Raw genomic sequence first — 21,466 nt, 5'->3', positions numbered from 1 at the left:
AGGTGATGCCCTTCGCGCTGCCGTCGTCGCCGCTGGTGCGGCAGAAGGTCGCGCAGTGCGTCGCGACATGCATCCCCGTCGTCCACATCTTCTCGCCGTTGATCAGCCAGCCGTCGACGCCGTCGCGGGTCTCCCTGACCGCGCGCGTCTCCATAAACGTCGCGTCCGATCCATGGTCGGGCTCGGTGAGCCCGAACGCCGTGCGCCGCTTGCCTTCGAACCCGCCGAGGATGAACTCCCGCTTCTGTTCGTCGCTCGTCGCGAACTGCTCGAACATCTCGACGAACGGGAAGTTGCCGACGATGCTGTGCTCGTTCTGGAGGTCGTTGTGGAGGCCCAGCCCCTTCGCCGCGAGATGCTCGCGGATCACCGCCATCCAGAGGTTCGATCCGTCCTTGCCGCCGTACTTCTTCGGCGCCGAGAAGCGCCAGTGCCCCGCGGCATCGGCCTTGCGCGTCGCCGCCTTGAGCAGTTCCTCCCACTCGTGGCGCGGCAGCCCCTGATTGTCCCAGTCGGTGCGCGCATGTTCACGCCGGTGGTCGAAGAAGCGGATATTGTCGCCTTCGAGCTCGAGCGGTTTGATCTCGGCGTCGATAAACGCGTCGAGTTCGGCAAGGTACGCCTGCAAGTCGGCCGGAACCGCAAAATCCATGTCTCTCTCCCTTGTCCTGTTATCCGCGCCAGTCGGCGCGCGCCGCCGCGAGTGCGGCATATTTGGGGCTGTCGACCGCGCATTTGTCGAGCACGGCGCGCCGCAGCTTCGCGAGCAGCCCCGGCTCGGCAAGCGTCGCGGTGCCCGACAGCAAGGCATCGGCCAGCGCCGCATCCTCGGCGCGCACCCCGACATCGAGGTCGCGCAGCACGATGCCGAGCGCATTCATCGCGACCACCGCCTCGAACTTGGCGTGGCCTTGCGCCCCGGGCTTGATCGAGCCTTCGATCCAGTCGCGCACCGCCTCGACGATCTCGCGGTTCGTCGGCTCGCCTGCGGGTTCCGGTACGACCGGCTTCGACGGAGGCAAGGCGGCGGCCTGCTCGGCTTCGGGCGCCTCCGCTTCGAGCAGCCGCACGAGGTCGAGCTCCTGCTCGGCGGTGCGCCGCCCGATCACGACGCGCTCGACGGTTTTGTCGGCGCCGCTGCGCCACATCTGCCCCATCTGCAGGCAGCCGAGCGCCCACCACAAGGTCCGGTAGACCAGCCAGAAGCGGAAGCGGTCGCGGTCGACCGGGGAGCCCCCGGCGGCTTCATAAGCGGCGAAGTAATCGTCGAGGCTCCCGACCCCGAACGCCGGCTTGTCGAGCTGGCCGAAGCGCCACACGGTCATGCAGCCGAACGCGAGGTCCTCATGCGCGTCGCCGCGGTGCGCGAGCTCCCAGTCGAGCACCGCGGCAAGCCCTTCGCTATCCACCATCACATTGCCCATGCGGTAGTCGCCGTGGACGAGCACCGGCGGGGCCGCCTCGGGCAGATGATCCTCGCACCATTTGATCGCCAGCGCGATCACCGGCCGGTCGCCGCCGTACGACAGGAAGCGCGAGCGAAGCTCGGCGAGCGCCGCGCCCGTATCCATCAGCGGGATCGCATCGGGCACGCGGTCCATCGGGATCGCATGGATGCGCGCGAGCTCGCGCCCCAGGTCGGCGAGCAGCGACGGCGGCGGGTCCGCCAAGATCTTCGCCGGCGACACCTCCGCCATCACGCGGCGCATCACATAGCCCGTGCCCAGCCCGTCGCCATCCTCCAGCACGCCGACGACTTCGGGCGCCTTCACCCCCGCATCGAACGCCGCCCGCACCAGCGCCGCCTCGTCGACATGCCCGAACGGGCGGTCCGCCATATACGCCGCCGACGGCGCGCGACGCAGGACATAGCCACTCCCCGCCCAGTCGAACGCAAAACTCTCCATGTTCGCACCGCCGGACAAGCGCGACAGCCCCGACAACACGCCAACACCCGAAACACGCGCCATCAATGACGATAAGAGTTCAGAGAAAGACGTCATGCGTCCCTCCGCCGCGCGCACGCATTTCGCTCAACTCGCATTTTCCGAAACATTCCCCGCACTCGCCAGACCCGTCGGCCGAACCGATTCCTTAGTATGCTAACTATATCGATCGACGCCATCATGGGCAAGCAGAGAGATGACGGTGCCCGACCTCCCGATCCGGCAGCGAGCGATGACGGCAAATTCCGGGCGCGGCGCCGGGATTAACATGCGGCCGTCCGGGTGTCCCAAAACGGGCACTTAGAATATTAATCAAACTTTCAATTTGCTTAAGTTTTCTTAACTTTTTAGAAGGTGCCCCACTGAAGAGCCAAAACGTCCGTCGCGGCGTCCGCGTCTGTGAAGCGAGCCGGGGGGTTCGCCACACATGTGGTTGGGGGAAATGATGCAAATGCTTTGGGGGGGCAGGCTCGGTCTGTCCGCAATTCGAATTGCGTGTATCGCTACCGGGTTGCTGGCCACGATGGCGCCTGCACAGGCCCACCCCGATTCCGTCGCGATCGATGTCACCGCCGAGATCAAGGAGCGCTGCGGCTTCACCGCCAAGGGCCCGGCGAGCGTCGATGCACCGCGCGACCTCGAGGATGCCGCCAGCCTGTCGATCAAGGTCGGCCTCGACTGCAACACCCCCTATGCCGTGGGCGTGACGTCCGAAAATGGCGCGCTCGTCAACCTCGACGCCAGGGATGACGGCTCGGGCTACGCCTTCAGCAAATCCTATCGTGTTGCGATTGCTCTGGAAACCGACCGCGGCATCGTCCGCAGCGAGCGGTGCCGGTCGGGCGAACTGTCGCGCGACGGCAATTGCGATTTTGCCGCCTCGCGCGCGGGCAAGGGTCTGAAGTCGGGCCGCGGGATCAGCGTCGGCCGCGACGCGATCATCACGATCGACTGGCCCGCCCAGTCGACACTCCCGCGCCGGCTCGCCGCCGGCCGATACAAGGACACATTGATTCTGGTGGTGGGGCCTCGCGGATAATGCGGACCCACTCCACGAAGTGCGGCGCGCGGGTCGACGCGTCGCTGACACGCCGGACAAGCCCTTCGCGGGCACCGGCGAAGCCGATGGGGCCATCTGCCGGCCTCGATTTACCCGCGTCCACATTCCTGGACGTCATTTAACTTAAGAGGAGTTGAATATTATGAAGCGTATCATCCTTGCGGCCAGCACGGCCGTCGTTTTCGCCGCGACTGCCGGCGCTGCATCGGCTGCTGAAACCGCAACGATCAACATCAACGCCGAAGTCGCCAGCAAGTGCGGCATCTCGGCCTCGTCGTCGCTGATCTCGCTCGAAGACATCACCGGCACCGATGCCAAGGTCCGTTCGAACGTGACCGAAGAAATCGCGTCGAAGCTGAACCAGGCGAAGGTCATCCCCTTCTGCAACAAGGCAGGCAGCCAGGTTAAGGTCGAGCGCGCCGTGCTTTCGCTCGTTGGCTTCAGCGGCACCAGCACGACGACCGGCGGCTATGCCCAGCATGTCCGCTACAACCTCGACACGTCGATCAACGGCCTGCCGCTCGACACGACGTCGGTCGCGGGTGCCTCGACCGTTGGCGTGCCCTTCGGCGGCCACACGAGCGCCGGCGACGCCAACACGCACATCAAATTCGTGAAGGCAGCATCGCAGGGCGACGCCGTCGCTTCGTCGAACGGCACCAGCCCGGTTGCAACCAACTGGTCGTCGCTCACCGATCGTCGGCTGATCGCTGGAAACTACACCGGCTATGTCACCATCGAACTGACGCCGGCGTCGTAACATTTTTCCGGGGGCAGGGTTCGCCCTGCCCCCGGATATTTTCGCGAATCCAAAAATATGACCTTCACTCTTCCGCGTCTCTCGCGCCCTTGGGCGGCTTGCGTCATCGCCGTCCTCCTGTTGCTGGCACTTGTCGTGCCGGTGGTAGCGATCAACGTGCAGCCCGTTATCGTCGACCTGCAGTCGGCGGGCCGACGCGCGTCGGCGATCATCAGCCTGCAGAACACATTTCCCGAAACCGTCCCCGTGGAACTGACGGCGCATCCCATTCGCATCGTGAATGGCGAGCTGCAGGAAATCGAGGATGAAGAGGCCGAAGACCTGCTGATCTTCCCGGCCCAGGCGACCATTCCCGGCGGCCAGACACAGGCATTTCGCGTCCAGTGGGTCGGCGAACCCGACCTCAAGGAAAGCAAGCATTTCTATGTGACCGCAGCCCAATTGCCGGTCGCGCTGTCCGAAAACCAGAATGCGATCCAGGTCCTGCATCGTTTCAAGATCCTCGTCAGCGTTGGCGCTGCTTCGGCAACGTCGGAACTGCATGTCGCCGAAGCGCGCATCGATCTCGATGCCAATGGCAAGCCGCGCCCCGTCCTGACGATCAGGAATGACGGGACCACCTATGCCTATGTCGGCCAGCGGCGCATGACGATCGTCCAGCGTGGCGCCGGTGGCGAAGAGGTCTTCCGCAAAACCTTTGAACCCGACGAGATCAGCCAGCGCATGGGGATGGGCCTTGTCCCGTCCGGCCAGAGCCGCATCCTGCCCGTCAATGTTGAACTGCCGCAAGCGGCCGGAACCCTGTCGATCGAACTGGCACTGGCCGGAAGCAACTGAAGACCGTGCGCCGTTCCCGTTCCAGCCTGATGGCCCTGGGAGGGCTTATATTGTCCCACCCCGTGGCGGGACTGGCGGCCGGGGATATCGCGCCCGGAGCCAATGCGCCGGGCCCGCTGCCCGCGGGCATGGCCGGCGCCGCCCCACTCGGCATCGCGGCCGCCGCCCAGCAACCGACACAGCGGCTGAACCCGACCGGCCGCGACATCCCGATGGGCGGGCCGTTGCTGGACAATGAGTTTATCCTCGGCGACATCTCATACACGCTAACGACCGATGACCGGATCCTCATCGACGCAAAAATGCTGTTGCCGATGCTGCAACGCGTGTTGACTCCGGAAGCGCTGGAACAACTGACCGTGGCGATCGGCGATCGCTACACGATCCCAACGACCGAACTGGCCGGCCTCGGCGTCCGCCTGACTTACGACCCGTCGAACTTCGGCTTGCGGCTGGACGTCGACCCGGCGCTCCGGCCGCGACAGATGATCAGCGTGTCCGGCACGATCGATCCCTTGTCGGGGCCCATCGTGGCGCCGGCGAATTTCTCGGCCTATGTGACCGCGGCCATCAATGCGGATTATGTCCACAAAGGCGAGGATACTGGTCTTTCCACGCCCAATATCATCCTCGACAGCGCGGCGCGCCTCGGTGGTTTCGTGCTGGAAAACGAAGCCAGCATCCAGCGGCGGTTCCGGCGCGAGGGCACACGCCTCGTCTATGACGACCTGCGCCGCACGGCACGCTACACCGCCGGCGACCTGCAACCGATCTCGCGCGGATTCTCGGGCGCGTCGCCCATGGCGGGCGCTTCGATCGTGCGCGTCTATGCCGACCTCGAGCCGCAGCGGAACATCCAGCCGCGCGGGCAGCGGTCCTTCACCCTAACCCGCCCGTCGACGATCGAGACGATCGTCAACGGGCAAACGGTCCAGCAGACGCGCCTGAACCCCGGCACATACGACATCGGCGATTTCCCCTTCGCGCAGGGGTCGAACGACGTCCGGCTGATCATTCGCGACGACACGGGACGCGAAGAGGTCGTGTCCTTTTCGCTGAACTTCGATCGCACCCTTCTCGCCGCCGGATTGACCGAATTCGGTCTCTATGCAGGTGTCGAGGCGCCCTTCAGCCTGAACGGGCGCCGCTATAGCGACAGGCCCGTTTTTTCAGGCTTTTATCGCCGCGGCCTGACCGACGAATTGACCGCGGGCGGCAATTTCCAGCTGACCAACAAGGGCGGCGTCGGCGGGGCTGAAATCGTCTGGGCAGCACCATTGGGAACGCTGGCGTTCAATCTTGCCGGATCGAAGAACGAGGGGATCGGCAGCGGCTATGCCGCTAACGTCGGATATGAATTCACGCAGCTGGGGTCGAACAACAATTCGCGCTCGCTGACCGCGACTTTCCAGACGATCAGCCGTAAATTCGCAACGCCGGGCGCAATTGTCGCGAACAATCCCTTCGCTTACGAGTTTGGCGCAACCTTTTCGCAATCGCTCGGCGCAAAACATTATGTGAGCGCCGACGCCTTTTATTCGGTTGGCCGCGGCGCCAATCCCAATCAGTCGTCGTTCCGCGCGACCCATGGCTGGCGGCCCAATCAGCGGCTGTTGCTCACGACCGAGGCGTCGTACGAAGATCGCCAGCAGCGCTCCGGTTTCGGCCTGCGGTTCTCGCTCACCTATCGCTTCGACCGCAAGTCCAGCGCAACGGCGGATTTTGATACGCGCCGCGAACGCGCACGAGTCGGCTATCAGCGGTCGAGCGGCACGGGCGTCGGATCCTATAATGGTTCGGTGAATATCGATCGTGTGGAAGATTCGGTCGGCGCCAACGCCAACTTCAGCATGATCGCGAACCGAGCCGAAGTCGGTGCATCGCATCTGACCTCCTTCTCGAACAGCGGGCGAATCATCGACCAGCGCACATCGCTTCGCAGCGCCTTCTCGCTGGCCTTTGCCGACGGAACCGTCGCCCTCTCGCGGCCGATCTACGACAGCTTTGCGATCGTCAAAAAGCACGAATCGCTGGGCAAGACGGCCATCTACCTCGACCCGCGCAGGAACGAATATACTGCGCGATCGGGGGCTTTCGGTGGCGCGGTGATGCCCGAACTGAACGCCCATACGCCGCGGCTGCTCAGCTATGATGTTCCCGAAGCGCAGGCCGGTTATGATCTGGGGGCAGGCATCCTGCAATTCCAGCCGCCCTATCGGTCGGGCCATGTCGTCGAGATCGGTTCGGACTATTTCATCAGCTATATGGGCCAGTTGCTCGACGGCCGCGGCGAGCCGCTCAGCCTGGTCGCGGGTTATGCCTATGAGGATGCGTTGCCCGATCGCGAACCGGTTGGTATGTTCACCAACCGGTCGGGCCGCTTCGCCGTCCAGGGGCTTCGCCCGGGCCGCTGGCGTATCGAAATGCCGACGCCGAACGGCACCGCGATCTATCGCATCGAAATTCCCGCAGCCAGCACCGGAATGGAACGCGGCGGCGTCCTGGAACCTGAGGAACGGAAATGAAAACGCCAGCAATGATCCTGATCGCGGCCGCCGCCGGCACGGTGCCGCAGGCCGCATTGGCCAGTTGCGCCGATTTTCGCGCATCGTCGAGCGAACTCAGCCTCCAATATGACCCGTTCAGCCCCGCAGGCGTCGAGCGGACCTTCACGCTGCGCACCCGGCGCCTCGATCCCGACATTACCGCGGTACGCGTCGTTCTGGCCGATCCCGGCCGTATCGAACGCGGCGCGGCGCTCGGTCGCGGCGATGCGGTTCGATACGATATTCGCTGGACACGCGACAGCGGGCGGATCGTTTTCGTTTCCGGCGCCGAGCAGCCCAACGCGACCAACGGCGCGCTGATCCAGTTCGGCCCGTCGCGGTCGGGGGATAGCGTCAACGAGACATTTCGCATCCAGGTCCCGGCGGGCCAGGGCATCGGCGCCGGCGACTATTACCAGCCGCTCGAGCTTCGCTTCATCTGTTATACCGGCCGCGACGAAATCGACCGCAGCATCCAGACGGGTGGGCAGGTCGCCGTGAACCTGCGGGTACCCGAACGGATTTCGACTTTTGTCGGTTCGCCCGGAATTCGACGCGGCCGTATCGACTTCGGTGAGATCGATGCGACCGGCGGAAACCAGATTCGCGGTCTGACCGTGACGGCGCAATCGACCATTCCCTACGATATCCGCGTCGACACCGAGCGCGGCGCGTTGAAGCGATCGGACCGCGACGACGCGGCGGTGCCCTATGGCCTGAAACTGTCGGGTTTCGCGGTGTCCGACCGCTCACGCATCGTTTGCGACCGCACGCCGGCGCCCGGCGGGCGCGGCCACACCCTGCAAGTCGAGCTCAACGGTGACGATTTGCGCAAGGCGCCGGCGGGCGCCTACAGCGATATCGTCACGCTGACCTTTGCGCCGCGTCTTGGCCTTTCGGGCGGCGAAGGATGTTCGGCCACGCGGGGCTGACAGCCTCGATTAGCGACCTTCTAGAAAACGAGCCCTTTGGGCTGGGCATCGAGACTGAAGGCGATATCCCCGTCGAGCGTGTCGTCTTCGGAGAGGACCAGCCGCAGCGGCCGTTCGCGAAACTCCGCCGACGCCGCGTCGACGATGATCGTGTGCGTCGCCGTGGCGGAAAGCGGAACCCGGGCATTGCCGACCTCGACCCAGGCGTCGGTCAGCCCGGCCGGGTGGTTCAGCGTCACCGTATAGCCCGCCATGCTGTTGCAAAGCTCGGTCATGACGCCAAGGTTGTTCGTCCCGGCGCGGAACGGCTGTGCCGGGCTGGCGGCCACGCTGACCTGGCACACCGTCGGCACGCGCGCGAAGATCGTGAGCGACGCCCCGTCCGACGCCGAAGCAGGCGTTGCCACCGCTGCGATCGCGACGAGCACTGCGGCGCTCCGGTTAAATCCTGCCCTTGGCATAGCTAGCCTCCTGTTTCAGGAACCGCTCTAGACCGCCCGTCTAAAGTTGTGTTTAATCGCCATGGTTAAATATCTTAACCTTGCCGGGCAGGTCCCAAAGGCAGGCATCACTTCCTATATTTCGATCATGATCCGTATCTTGTCCGGCGTCGTCCCGACGACCCGGGCAATTTGTTCGCGGCTTCGGGCGAGCAGATCTTCAAGCATTTCGGGAACATCGGGTCCGAACAGTTCGGACATGGGAATTCCCAGCGCATTCGCCAGCGCCTTCATCCGGGCATCGCGCGGGCGCGCCTTGCCGGTTTCCCACGCGCAGATCGCGGGCATGCTGACCCCGAGTTGCGACGCCATCTGGGCCTGCGTCAGCCCCTTCGCCTTGCGCAATTGTTTCAGGCGGTGACCGAAATCCTCCGCCGGCGGCGAAGCCAGCTGCTTGTCGGACGAGGCGATATCGCGGCTGACCGTGCTGCGCAGTTCGACCGCGCTCAGCGCGCCGGCAGAGAGGGCAACGTCGAATTCGCAGCCGTAAAGCCGGCCGCTCGCCCACACGACGCGCGCCGCCGTCGTCCCTGCATGGGGCAGCTCGATGGCGATTTCCTCGCCCGGCGCCAACGCGGCCTCGCTTTCAAGCAGCAGGCCCGACGCCGATATATTGTGAATAAGGACTTCGGTCGCACCGCGCGCGGCGCTGATACCCTGGGTCTGGAGGCGCAGGTTTCGCCGTGCATTCCGCCGCTTTCCGCCCTGCGGTTCCTGATCGTCAAGATATGCGGTTATGACCATTTGTGCGCTTTCAAATAGGCACTTAGTCAACCGCCATCAGTTAACAGACCGTTATTGCGAAAGGCAGCGGATGCTGCCGCGCCACCATAAAGGCGGCAATGCGCCGCTTCAATGCGGTGCATCATCGTCCGGTCGCGCGGCGCGGGCGGCAGGACGCGCTGTTGCGTGTCGGCGACAGGAGCGGGTGAAGGAAGACTGTGGGGGGGCGGCTCTAAACCTGACCCCCCACGTCGCTAACGGACTCGACCAGACCGGCCACCGTTCCAGCCGGACAAATTGTCATGCTGGATGGCCACGCATAGCGCCGCTTCCGCATTTATAGCACAGGCGAGCCGGCGGACAAAGCGGCAATAGCGGCTCAAGCCGGCACATTGTCGCGTTTTCGCATCGGCGGATCGCCGTGCACGACATTGTGCGGCGGCACCCCGGCGACCAGATTCTCGGCGGCGAGCCAGAGATAACCGCCAGCTTTATCAATCCGGTCGACGCTGTGTACCCGGATTCCGACGAAGGCGAAGCCACCCTCTTGCTTTTCCATGTCGGTAATTCCGATGCGGTTCTGCGCAATGATGATGAAATGCCCCAGATGCCCGTGGACGCGGATGCCAAACCGAAAGCGGGTGTCGGCATCGGGTTGATCGTCGGCCCAGTCGAGCAGGTTGCGTTCGATGCGCAATGTGGCGACGTTGCCGACGAAAAGCCCCGACGAACGTTCATGCGCCCGCGACGGAGCGCGCAGATAGAGCGCGTTGTCGCTGACGCGGACATTCTGCGCGATCTGCTTCTTGTCGTCATTCGCGCTGACGCCGACGTGGACGCCCTGCAGGAAACCCCAAATCCGATTGCCCTCGATGGTCACCTCGCCCAGATGCCCGCCGCCGCATGTTATGCCCTGCCGCGCCGCCGCGGTGGCCGGCATCGCGTGCGCCCGGAACCATTGGTCGACATTTCGGTGGCGCGCACGCAGCCGGTTGTCGGTCGCCATCACATAGGCGACCGCCATCAGGCGTTCGGCAAAGCCGTCGATGTCGCGCGGTTCGTTCAGCGTATAGACCGCGTCGTCGGCAAACAGCGCCTGCCAGTCCTCCAGCGCGATGGGCGTGTCGAGCAGCGCGGTGACGCTACCGTAGATCAGATAGTCGCCTTCGACCACCAGCGGTCCGTTCCGGGTCCGGCGCGGCGGCCGGCGCGTCGGACGGGCGGCCCGCCCGGTCGCGACCTCGACGCCGCCCGGCAGCAGCGCCGACAGCAGCGCCTCTTCGCGGGCGCCGTCGGCAAGCGTCGCGGTGCGCCGCCGCCCCTGCGCGACAAAGCGCCGCACCGTCGGGGTCCCCGTCTCGAACTCGGCCGCGCGGCGCGCGAGGCTTTCGACATGCGCGGTGATTGCAGCCGGGGTCGTATCGCCGACGAGCGGATTGGCGCGGAGCATCAGATCCCATTCGGCCTGCGGCACCGACGACGGGAAGACCGCCTGCAAATCGCCGAACGACAGGATGCGGCGGTCGTCGGGGTCGCGGCGCGTGTCGGCGTCGCCCCCCCGAACCCGCCGCACCAGCGCCTTCGCGACCGCTTTCGCCCACGCCTTGCTGTGGATCAGCCGATTGTCGTTGAGCTTGCTGCCGCGCCCGCCGACAACCAGTTCGTTCTGCGCGACGATCGTGTTGATGGCGTCGGTGACCAAAATGCCGTCCTGGAGATAGCCGGTGATCAGCCGGTTGCGCATGACGCGGACCAGCGGGCTGGGCTTCGCCTTATCTCCGGCGACGGTCAGGCACGTCCGCCCGGTCTCGATATCCCCGCCGCAGCGCAGCGTCATGTCGCTGACATCGACGATCGCGGTGTTGCGGATCGTGATCGAGCCCTTGCGATCCTGCCTGATCGCGTCGATTTTTTCATACGCCTCGACATCGGACTTCGGCGGGGTCGGCGCGTGCGGTGTATCGAGCGTTTCGACGCGCAGGTCGCGCAGCGTCACGCTGGCGAAGCCGTCGAACAGGATCGCACATTCGCCCCTTTTGGCGACGATGCGCGTCCCGTCTCCCGCCCCCGACATGCGGACATTGCCCTTGCCGTTCAGTTCGACGAACAGCGAGGTCGAAAAGGTCCCGCGCTGGAAACAGATCGCGACATCCTCGTCATAGTCGATGAACCGCAATGTCTCGACCCAATTGCTCCCCTCCTCGATCACATAGGTCGAACAGCCGCCATGATCGCCGTCCGTGTGGAAGCGCGCCGAGAAGATGATCGGCGGGGTTCCGGGCGCGAGGCCGCCGACAAGGCTGGCCTGTACCTGGTGGGTCTCGTCGGCCGCGGCGGGATCGAGCGACCATCTGACTTCGGCCAGCCCGTCGGGTCCGGTCACCTGCTCGAACGCCGCGACATGGCCGTTCGGCCCGGCTTCCAGTTTCCCGGTCCGACCGGCCGGGCCAAGGAATTCCCATTTGACGCGCTCGCCATCGACCGGCGTCTGCCCACGCATCACCGCGACGCGCAGCTTGGCTGGCAGCGGGACGTGCCCCGCCGCATTTTCAGCCGACACGCTCTGCCCGTCGCCGCCGCGATAGAGCAGCGCCCGGTCGGTCAGTGTTGCGAGCGGGATACGGCAATCCTCGATCTCAGCCGCCTTGATCATCGCGAGCGGCGCGTAGCGAACCACCGGCCCATGCGGCGTTTCGGCGATGTCGGCCAGATTGCCGCTGTCCCACGCGATCGACCCGTCGGCGCGCACCGCACAGGTCCAGTAATCGCCGCGGCGGAAGCGCGCGGCCGCCCCGCCGGTGAGCTGGATCGTCAGCCCGTCGCCCAGATCGATCACGGCGGAATCGCTGCCGTTCGGCGCCAGCGCGGCCGCGGCCATCCCGACCGGCGTGCCGTTCGTTCCGGCGGGGATGGCATCCCACAGGCGCAGGAACCACGTGCCGTCGTCGCTGACGCCGGTGTTGGCGACCGCGCCGCTCGCCGGCTCGACAAGCGTGACACTGTCGTCGTTCGCCAGCGCCACTTGGAACAACCGTTCGGGCGTGACCGCCGGGGCGGCGTCGAGGTCGTCGTGGATCGACAGGATTTCGGCATAGGTGCCCGGCGCGAACCAGTTGCGCGGATCCAGCGAAGGCGGCGTCACCGTCAGGCGTCGTCCGTTGACCTCGCTCACCTGCACCATCAGGCTGGCGTTGCGGCGCGACAGTTTCAGCTTCAGCCCGTCGAGGCCGAAACGCGGCCCGTCGGCGGTCTGCTCGAGCGCGTTCCCGCCGTGCACCTCGACGCGGTAGAGCAGGTTTTCGAGGCGCGTATAGCCGCCCCCGGGCGTCAGCGAGCAGGGATCGGTCGACGATCCACCGGTCTTTTTGATGAAGGCTAGCTTGCCCGACGACGGCAGCGCCATCGCGCGCCAATTGTCGTCTGACAGGATCGTGTCGCACGTCGCCGCGCTATTGGCCGGGGTCAGCGGGAAAACGCGCCAGTCGTTGATCGATCGCCCCGACGCTTGCGCATCGCCTAATGCGCTGTCGGCAAAGTTGCTGTCCTCGACCGGGTCGACATGGCGGACGAGCGCCTTCAGGACCAGCGCCGCAGTGGCGCCGACATTTCCCGTATAGGGGTGCGGTTGACCGGCGAGAGTGCACGCCGCGATATTCTCGACGCGCCAGCCGTCGAGATAGGCATCCCCCGCACCGATCGAGACGACTGCGGGCGACCCAGCGATCGTCGCGGCGAAGGCGCCGGTGCCCGCGGGCACGACCAGCCGGCCGGGCGACCCCATCGTATCGCGCGCTTCCTCTTCGATGCGCGCGAGCAGCGTTTCGGCCTGCCCGTTGATATCGGCGTCGAGCAGCACCTGCCCCTGCCGCGCCACGACGGCGCGCAACTGACGGGCGTCGCGCTGCGGAATCCGCAGTCTTGTGGCGTCGCTGCGTATCGTCATGGCCGGTTCCTTCGCATACTGACCGCGCTTGAACGCGTGTCGTCGATCAGTCCGGCTTCATTGCCGAACGGCAGATAGTCGTCGAAAAGGCTGCGCACATTCGCCATGCGGAGCGCGGTTGCGGAGCGCGAGAAGGCGCCCATCTCGCTTTCGCCCTCGCCGCCCCGCGCGATCGCATCGCCGGTCATCGGATGGAGCATGGCGAGCGTCGGCTCGTCGAGCGCGGTGTCGAGCAGGGTCGGCGCAGCCGCGAGGCGGATGTCGGCCTTTTCTTCGTCGGTGAGCGCGTCGCCCTTCCGCTCCGCGGCCGCAGCGAGCGCGAGGTCGGGCTGGCAGCGGAAGCGGCGCGGAAGCGAGGAGCCGTCGGCTGTCCAGCTATAGCGAACGCATCCCGCCTGCGTCCGCTCGGCGGTCACCGGACCCACGAACAGGCCGTTGGTGGCCTCGACGGATTTCACATGCGCCGGGCCGATCAGCGTCAGGTTGGCGAAATCGGCGTCGATCCCTTTGGCGGCAATCGCCATACCAAGGGCACCGTCGCTGCTGACGATACTGTCGTGCACCGACAGCCGCCCGCCCTGGCTGCCGTCGAGTTCGATCTTTCCGGTGATGCAATGGTCGATCCCGATCGACGCGCCGGCAAGGCTGCCGACCGACTTCAGCGCCGAGCTGCCCGGTGCGCGCAGCGTCGAGTGGCGGACCAGCAGGTCCGACACGCTGTCGGCCTCAAGTTCGAGTCCTGCGGTGAGGATAAGCCCGTCGAGGACCAGCCGCCCGGCACCTCCGGTCTGCGTCTTCACGCGCAGTCGTGCCTCGACCGCGAACTGCCGCGCCTGCCGCACCACATACCCCAGCCGGGCGGCGTCCGGATCAATGCCCGGGCGAACCTGCGGGCTGACCCAGCGCGCCGCCACGATATGCAATTCGCTGCCCTTCGGAAGCTTGATCGACCAGCTCCCGCCCATCGCGCGTCCGCAATTGTGCAGCACAATCAATCCGCGCTTTCCGGTGCGGTCCTGTCCGTTCCATGCGGTCAGCGCCGCCGCGAGCGACGCCGCCACATTCACCCCGGCGGGCGGGGGATCGTCGGACGCGCCGACCAGCCAGACGAGCGTGCTCCCCGACGGTTTGTCGATCACCTCGAAAGGGACGTCGGCGTCGTTGCGATCGTGCGGCCCCGCGCCAATTTCGCGTCCGGTCCCGGTTGCATAGGCGATCCGCACCGCTTCGACCGCATATCCCGGTGCCGTGTTTGCAACGATCAGCCGGCCGGTCACCGGATCGAAGCCGCACGCGATGGCACTGTTCCCATCATGCTGCTGCGGCCCTGCCGCGTCGCCGGTGAACCAGCGATGCGCGCGCTCTGCGGCGGGCCGGTCGCCCAGATTGGCTGGCGGGTCGTCTAGGTTGGCAATCAGGATTTCGGCCGGGGGGACGCGGCGATATTGCATCGCGCCGCCCACTTCGCGGCCGAGGTAAATGGCAAAGGGACGCGCCAGCCCGTCGAACCACGGCGACGATGCTAGGCGCGGATCGCGGCCTTCGAGCGCGCTCTCCCGCAGTTCCTCGGTTTCCAGATGGAGAGGAAGCCGGCGCAGCCGGTCGGCGAGATCGCTTTCGACGACGCGGCCATTCGCGTCCTGCGAGCGCCGGTCGGGATTGAACAGGCGCAACCGTTCGCCGTCGACCGGGGCGAGCTGGAAATATCCGGCGGGCGCCTGCCCGCCGATCCGCCACGGCCGTGCCAGCGGAACCGCCGCGAGATCGGCCTCGCTGTAGGGACCCACTCCTTTCGCCGCGTCGAACGTCGGCGCGACGGGGCGCAACAAGTGGACGCCGACATTTGGGACATGGTGCCGTCCGCCGGTTCGCGCGATCGACCGCACGTCGACGAGACGGGGAAGCTGGTCGAACGCGGTCGCGGTGGCGGCCGCCGTGCCGCCCGCGATCAGCGATGCTGCCCCCGGACGATCGGGGCGGATGTCCGCCATATGCGCAAGGCGCGCCAGCCGCGCATAATATTCGACCGCCACCGCGCCGAAACCGCCGGCATCGCTGGCCAGCGCCTCGATCACCCTCGCCGTCCCCTTGCCCCGCCGATAGCGCATCGTGTTGGCGATATAGGCGCGCATGCTCTGTCCGGTCCCCGGGGGCAATGGCTGTAGCGGCTCGGCCGCGATCAGCGCCGCAATATCGGGCAGCATCGCTTCGGGCGCGGTTTCGGCAAACATGCTGTCATAGAGGGCGTCGATTTCGCCTTCGACCTCGACCACCCCCGACGCCAGAACCTGGAGCAAAGCGCGCAGCGGATAACCCTGTGCCGCATCGACGGTCTGGATATGCGTAGGCAACAGCGCGAACAGACGCTGGCCCTCCGCCTTGATCCGCGCGCTGCCAGCCGGCTCGGTCATAGGACAAGCTCCTCAAAGGCGAGGCGCGCTGGATCGAGCGCGAGCAGGCCGGCGCGCAGCAGCGCGCCAGTATCGGGATCAATCGACGGTGCCGGGCACAACAGTCGGCCTTCGCTTTCCGCCGGATGCCCGGTGCCAAGTGTGAAGGCCCTGATTTGCGCCGCCTCGACGCCCGGAACCGCCTGGACGGCGGCCAATATCTCGCTGCGATGCAGTCCGCGGCCGAACGGCCTGCGATCGGCACCGAAACGTTCGGCAAGCGTCGCGCGTGCCGCCGTCTCGACATCGGCGCGGACGAGGTCGGGGTCGGTCGCCAGGGCAATCGCGATGGTTGGGTGGATCAGGTCGAACCCTTCGATCCGGACCTGGCGTCCGGGGACCGTCACTCGCTTCAACTCATCGGCGAGGCCGGTCACGATGTCCGAATCGGGTGCCGGCGAAGCGAGGTCGCTGGTCGCGATCGTCAGGCAGACGAACGAGCGCATCCCCTGGTACAGCTCGGTCGCCAGCGCCTTGCCGACCCCGCGATAGGCCGCGGCAAAGGCCGCATGGTCGGACAGGCTGACGACGCGGTCGAGCGTCCGCACCGACTGCGGCGCCGCATGGCGCAGCACGTCGATCGCCTCGGGGTCGCTTCCCCCTTCGGAAAGCACCGGATTGTCGATCTTCGAGATGCCCGCGACGGGCGCCATTGCCATCGTCAGCCGCCCGGCGGCCAGATTGCCCGCGCGGCCTGCCCCCGTGCGATACAGCGCCGTGACATTGTGCAGGCCGCTCGGCAGGCTGCCCCCGAATTGCAGGACGCTCGCCCCCTCGCCGTCGGTGCGCAGGGTAAAGGCATGATCGTCGCTGCCGTGTCCTGCCAATGTCGCCACATGGTGCCACCGCCGTCCGTCCACGCGCGCCTCGATGGCCGGGGCATAGCCGCGTGCGGTCGCCGCGGGCACATGGCTGAGCGGCTTGCCTTTCAAGGCGAAGCGCTGGTTGCGGCGCCCGGCATCGCCCGAACCGATGATCTCGGCGCCCTGCACGGGGGTTTCGCCATGCGATGCGCCGATACAATTGCCGAGCAGACGAAGCGTCGTCGACCGGAAGCGCATCTTCACCGGACGCTCGAACCGCAGCATGGTGCGGCCATTCGATATGGTGGCTTCGGCGATCGTCGCAACCTCGCTGACGATCTCGCCCTCCCTGCCCGCCTCATTCATCCATCGCTGTCCGGTCAGAACGACGCGGCGTCCTACCGGCAGCAGCGCCGCCCCTTCGATCTCGAGCCTGTCGGCAGTGCCGGGAAGCGCGGCATCGACGGGCGGGCGATAGAGCCGCTGCACCTCGGTCTCGATATTGATCGCAAGCGAGCGGACGAACCATGCGAAACTATTGCCCGCGGCGGGATCGAGTTCGATCTTGTCGAGCGTAATCTGGCTCACCTTGGCCGAGATCAGGAAGTCGCTGCGCGCTCGCTCCTCGACATAGTCGATCCGGGCCAGAGTTTCCTCGATCGGCACTTCTTCGGTCCGGGCAATCCTTGGCGGCGTAAAAATGCAGATGCGCCCCGCAACCGCTCCGGGATAGACAGCGTCGAGATCGAGCTTCCTCGTTTCGGCACCCTTCTTGCTGCCGAAGCTACCTCCCGTCCCCACGAAAAAGTTGGCCCATTCGGTCACAGCATCGGGATTGCACATCCGGTGCAGCTCTTCGGCGGTTTCACCGCCCGATGCCCCCACATCGCCAAACGCGCATTTGATCTCGTCGGTCATCGCGCGGATGTCGGGCGCGGTCGCCCCGAACGGCGATGCCGCTTGCCCAAGGATGACGACCCGCCCGGCATAGGCTTGCGCCGCCGCCGGGCTCCCCGAAATCGTCCGCAGCTGTGCCAGGTGCAGGCAGGTGAACGGCGCGCCGTCGACCGACGGGTCGGATATGCGTTCAAGCGCGGCGATGCGCCCGACGCGCCACCGCACCTGCCCCGTCGCGGTCAGCGGCGCCGCCACCAGATCGCCGATCGCGGCCGCGCTTCCCACACCTTCAAGGCACAGCATATCCGTGTCGGTCGTTACTGGAGCTCTCGCCTGGTGCGGGCGCAACGCGTTCCACGCGCCAACCGCGGTCAGTTCGGCATCGGTTTCGAATATCTGGGGCATTTCGTCCTGCCCCGGCACCGATGCGACCTTGCTGCCCTTTACGACGCGGACTTTTTCGGGCGATCCCGCCATCGTGTCGACCGTGAAGGCCAGCGTCGTCGTCGCGGACAGCGCCGGGCGCGGCACATAGCCGACAAGGCCGGTCAACCGCGCCAGCGCATCGCGATCCTGCCCCGAAAGGATCGATCCGTCGGCCGCCAGCCGCGCGCTGTACCAGGCAAGGATGTGCAGGCTCGCCGCATGGGCATCGATCAGCGCGATCGCCGGATCGTCGCCCCCCCGCGTCGTCAAGCCGGCAAGCGGCCGGCCATGGTCGATGCGCGTGCCGGCGATGCTGCGCATCATCCTTTGCCGGATCGCCGCCTGGCGAAAAAGATGCGCGTCGCCGACCGCGGCGCGCGAAACTGCGGCGGCGCCGCCACAGCTTGCACAGGTGCCGCACGCGCAGGCCGCTTCGCTGCTCATCGCCCGCCTCCCATCACCAGTCCAAGCCTGCCCTGTTCGGGAAAGCTCGGATCGTCCGAAAGCTGGAGCACTTCGAGCGCGCCGGGCTTGATGACCCCCGCGGCGATCTCGCCATCGGCGATCCGGCCGAAACGCTGGAACTTGCGCGCCGTGACGCTTTCGACCCCCTCCACCGCCATCGCAGCGGCGACGAGCCGCGACAGATAGAGCGGCGCGCCGAAATCGAATTTGTCGGGATGGAAAAAGCCCGGCCGGTCGCTGCTGCCGGGCCGCAGCACCGTGCGAAGCTCTGCCGCGACATGGCTGCGCAGCGCGTGCGGGGCGACGCACACCATCAGTTCGATATCGAGCGGCACCAGCCGCGCCGCCCTGACCGCGATATCGAAACCGATCAGGCGATAATTTTCCATATGGCGCAGCAGGTCGGCCCGGAACGCCGCATCGACCGCGGCACCGCCCTTGCGATCGATATAGAGCATGATCGTTTGCCACGCCCCCGTCCACATCGGCACCGCCGCCGCGTCGGCGACGCCGGGATGCTGGCGGGCGACATACGCATAGTCGTCGGCGACCACAGCGCGTTCCTGGCGGCGGAAGGCGACCGGGGCGTTGATCCTGATCTCGTTGACCGGTTCAGGATCCGCCCCGCCGCGCGCGGCCAGCGGATTGGTCACCGCGATCCGTCTGTCCGCCTCGGCATCCTTCAGCACCAGCTGGCCAATCGCATCCGCCCCGATATTACCCTTGGTCCCGCGACCGAACCGGCCGCTGACGCTGAAACGCATTCCGACCGTCGGACGCAGGCCATGGACGTCGTCGCCGGGACGCAGCGCCACGCGCCCGTCGATCGTCTGTTCGACGACGAAGTCGCGCGAATAGCGGGTACTTTCCAAAAGGTCCGGCCGCGCCGTCCATGATCGGAAATCATCGTCGAGTTGCAAGGCGGCCGCATGAGTACCCGGGGTAGCGATCGCCAGCCGCGCGGCGGGCACCGACGCGTCCGCATCGTCGAGGTCGAGCGGTGCGATGCGCGCCACATCGCCGCGATCGAGCACCGGGCGCCATATTCCCTCGTCAGGCGGCTCATCGGGCATCAATTCGGGCCGCACCGCCCTTGTTTCGGCCGGCGTTAAAGCCAGCTCGGGCGACGGAGGCAGCGAGGCGCCATGATCGGCGAGCATGATATTCGCCGCCACCTCCGCAAAAGGCGCCGTCGAGACGGGATCGCGCTCTATCTTTGCCTGAATAACCAGGTCGAACGGCAAGGCGTCGGCCTCGTCCCATTCGACCGTCACCAGTTTCAAGAGCGGCTGGAGCACGTCGGTCACCGGCGTCACGCGGGTCAGGCGGACGATATGCCGGTGCGCCGGGTCGGCATCCTCCGCTTGGCCATTTACGGGCGACCGGGCCTCGGCAAGCAGCAGGAAATCGCCCGGTGTCAGCGCGCCACTGCCCTGGCTGCCGTCGACCAGCGTGATCGCCAGCGCGCCTTGCGGAAGACGGCATTCGTCCGCGGCCCAGCTATGGACGGTCATGCTGTCTCGCCAGCTCCACAGCTGCAGCGCCGCGACCGTTTCGAATATGATAGGGGGATTGCCGACGCGCCGGGCATAGTCCGACGCCTTGATGACGCTGCGTTCCCCGGCCTCGCCGAGCAAGAGCGGCGTAGCGGCGGGCAGCTCAAACCCATCGTCGGCGGCGTCGGCGAGCGTGAAGCGCGCGAACAACCGCGCGCTGGCGCCTTCGCCGACGACATAATCGACGAGGCGGGCGTGGCGCGCGATCGAGGTCCGGCTGCGCGCCGTCGACAGGAATGCCTCGGTGCCGACCCAGTCGAGCTTGTAACTGAGCTGATCCGCGCGATAGGCCAGCGCTTCGACCAGTGTGGTCGTGAAATCCACCGGATCGTCGGAACGAAAGCCCGGCACCAGCGTCGCGAGCCGGTCGAGCATCAGCCGGCGAAAACCCTGATAGTCGCGAACGCGATAATCGAAGGAGGGATCCGCGGGCAGCGCATCGTCATTCTCGCCGCAATCGGGGGCACAATCATAATCGCTCGCGCAGCCGATCTTGAACGAGAAGTCGACTGCGGCGAGGCGCGGGTCGAAGAAGGTCGGCGGGGCGGCATTGTCGGCGCTTCGCACCACCGAAAGCCGGTAGCTGGAAAAATCGGTCAGCTGCCCGCTGGCGATCCGCAATGTGAAATGCCGATCATCGCCCGCCAGCGGATCAAGCGCAAAATCCTGCGGCACGGGGTGGCGTATGCCGCCGCTCAACGCGAAGTTGGCGGTCGTCAAAGGCGGCGATCCGGCGGGCACAGCATTGACGAGCACAATGTCGATGAAAACCGGATCGAGCGTCGATTCCCCGGAGCGCACCTCGATATAATCGATCCCGGTAAAGGCCGCATCGGCGGGCGGTTTGGTCAGCAGCGTGCGGCGCTGGTCGTTGCAGCAGATATACCGATCGACCGTCATGTCAGCTCCTTCCGGATGCTGAACCGGTCGTCGGTCCGCGTCGAGTGGACCTCATAGGCCACCTGAATTTCGAGGATCGCTTCGGCGCCGTCGAAATCGACCGTCAGTTCGTGGAGGGTCAACATATCGCCGAGCCATTGATTGATTGTCGCCTGCAAGGCCGCTTCCAGCGCGATCGCCGTCGCACCCTCGCCCGCCCCGAACAACAGCTGGCGTACCGGGCTGCCGAGGTCGGGGCGCATCACCCGTTCGCCCGCCATCGTCAGGATCAGCAGTTCGAGCATCTGGCGCACATGCGCGCTGCTGCCGTAAGCGACGGTTGCCGCGCGCCCGTCGCGCGCCGGAGCAAAGGGGAAGGCCAGCCGGCTCATGTCGCGACGACCCGCGTCTGCGAACTGGAAATGATCGGCGGGCCGCCGGGAATCTGTTCGGCGCTCTGGCAGATGGCAACGCAGGGATTGATCAGCAGCGGTTGGCCGTTCGCCGTCACGCGCGTCGCCCCGACCGTCCACTTGGTCGTCACGCAGGGTTGCGGCTTGGGGCCCGGAACGGTGAAAGCGCAGCCCGCGACGACGCCTTGGTCGGTCAAGACGGCGACCGGCATTCCCGAAACCTTTACCCGCGGGCTCGCGGCGACGATGTTCAGCGATCCCCCATGGGGACAGGTGGCGGAAGCGCCCGTGTGCAGAACCGGTCCTGGCATCTTTGTCTCCTTCCCCTCC

The 21,466-nt window shown here is 66.2% G+C and carries 15 protein-coding genes; 5 read left to right on the top strand and 10 right to left on the bottom strand.

Going from position 1 to position 21,466, the window contains the following annotated elements; all coding sequences use genetic code 11:
- The coding region (locus ACIPPQ_RS05015; protein ID WP_446543083.1) for an acyl-CoA dehydrogenase family protein at positions 1–652 on the bottom strand (652 nt) is incomplete at its 3' end.
- A 19-nt stretch (positions 653–671) separates the two neighbouring features.
- Positions 672–2,003, bottom strand: coding sequence for a phosphotransferase family protein (locus tag ACIPPQ_RS05010; protein WP_446543082.1), 1,332 nt, complete (start codon positions 2,001–2,003; stop codon positions 672–674).
- A gap of 466 nt (positions 2,004–2,469) precedes the next feature.
- Between ACIPPQ_RS05010 and ACIPPQ_RS05005 the strand changes: the two genes are divergently transcribed.
- The 5 genes from ACIPPQ_RS05005 (at position 2,470) to ACIPPQ_RS04985 (ending at position 8,081) form a co-directional block, all read left to right on the top strand.
- Positions 2,470–2,985, top strand: a complete 516-nt coding sequence (locus ACIPPQ_RS05005; RefSeq protein WP_446543081.1) for a hypothetical protein — start codon at positions 2,470–2,472, stop codon at positions 2,983–2,985.
- Positions 2,986–3,148: 163 nt separating this feature from the next.
- Positions 3,149–3,766, top strand: a complete 618-nt coding sequence (locus ACIPPQ_RS05000) for a hypothetical protein (RefSeq protein WP_446543080.1) — start codon at positions 3,149–3,151, stop codon at positions 3,764–3,766.
- Positions 3,767–3,823: 57 nt separating this feature from the next.
- Positions 3,824–4,603, top strand: coding sequence for a molecular chaperone (locus tag ACIPPQ_RS04995; protein ID WP_446543079.1), 780 nt, complete (start codon positions 3,824–3,826; stop codon positions 4,601–4,603).
- Positions 4,604–4,653: 50 nt separating this feature from the next.
- Positions 4,654–7,128, top strand: a complete 2,475-nt coding sequence (locus ACIPPQ_RS04990; protein ID WP_446543078.1) for a fimbria/pilus outer membrane usher protein — start codon at positions 4,654–4,656, stop codon at positions 7,126–7,128.
- Entirely contained in the window at positions 7,125–8,081 is a 957-nt protein-coding gene (locus ACIPPQ_RS04985) for a hypothetical protein (RefSeq protein WP_446543077.1), read from the top strand. The genes ACIPPQ_RS04990 and ACIPPQ_RS04985 overlap by 4 nt, the downstream gene beginning before the upstream one ends.
- Positions 8,082–8,101: 20 nt before the next feature.
- On the opposite strand, the gene ACIPPQ_RS04980 is transcribed toward ACIPPQ_RS04985, so the two are convergent.
- The 8 genes from ACIPPQ_RS04980 to ACIPPQ_RS04945 form a co-directional block, all read right to left on the bottom strand.
- Entirely contained in the window at positions 8,102–8,542 is a 441-nt protein-coding gene (locus ACIPPQ_RS04980) for a hypothetical protein (RefSeq protein WP_446543076.1), read from the bottom strand.
- Positions 8,543–8,656: 114 nt separating this feature from the next.
- Positions 8,657–9,325: a helix-turn-helix domain-containing protein gene (locus ACIPPQ_RS04975; RefSeq protein ID WP_446543075.1), complete on the bottom strand. Its 669-nt coding sequence runs from the start codon at positions 9,323–9,325 to the stop codon at positions 8,657–8,659.
- Positions 9,326–9,683: 358 nt separating this feature from the next.
- The gene (locus tag ACIPPQ_RS04970; protein WP_446543074.1) at positions 9,684–13,247 is read right to left on the bottom strand and encodes a DUF6519 domain-containing protein; all 3,564 of its coding nucleotides are present in this window, start codon (positions 13,245–13,247) and stop codon (positions 9,684–9,686) included.
- The gene (locus ACIPPQ_RS04965; RefSeq protein ID WP_446543073.1) at positions 13,244–15,658 is read right to left on the bottom strand and encodes a hypothetical protein; all 2,415 of its coding nucleotides are present in this window, start codon (positions 15,656–15,658) and stop codon (positions 13,244–13,246) included. The genes ACIPPQ_RS04970 and ACIPPQ_RS04965 overlap by 4 nt, the downstream gene beginning before the upstream one ends.
- Entirely contained in the window at positions 15,655–18,267 is a 2,613-nt protein-coding gene (locus ACIPPQ_RS04960) for a baseplate J/gp47 family protein (RefSeq protein ID WP_446543072.1), read from the bottom strand. Before ACIPPQ_RS04960 ends, ACIPPQ_RS04965 begins: the two co-directional genes overlap by 4 nt.
- Positions 18,264–20,744, bottom strand: a complete 2,481-nt coding sequence (locus ACIPPQ_RS04955) for a baseplate J/gp47 family protein (protein WP_446543071.1) — start codon at positions 20,742–20,744, stop codon at positions 18,264–18,266. The genes ACIPPQ_RS04960 and ACIPPQ_RS04955 overlap by 4 nt, the downstream gene beginning before the upstream one ends.
- Positions 20,741–21,115, bottom strand: coding sequence for a GPW/gp25 family protein (locus ACIPPQ_RS04950; RefSeq protein WP_446543070.1), 375 nt, complete (start codon positions 21,113–21,115; stop codon positions 20,741–20,743). Before ACIPPQ_RS04950 ends, ACIPPQ_RS04955 begins: the two co-directional genes overlap by 4 nt.
- Positions 21,112–21,447: a hypothetical protein gene (locus ACIPPQ_RS04945; protein WP_446543069.1), complete on the bottom strand. Its 336-nt coding sequence runs from the start codon at positions 21,445–21,447 to the stop codon at positions 21,112–21,114. Before ACIPPQ_RS04945 ends, ACIPPQ_RS04950 begins: the two co-directional genes overlap by 4 nt.
- Between the last annotated feature and the right edge of the window lie 19 nt (positions 21,448–21,466).

It is taken from the genome of Sphingopyxis sp. LARHCG72, from assembly GCF_052871675.1.
The sequence above is the reverse complement of the archived record's forward strand: the minus strand, read 5'-3'. Positions and strand labels throughout refer to the sequence as shown.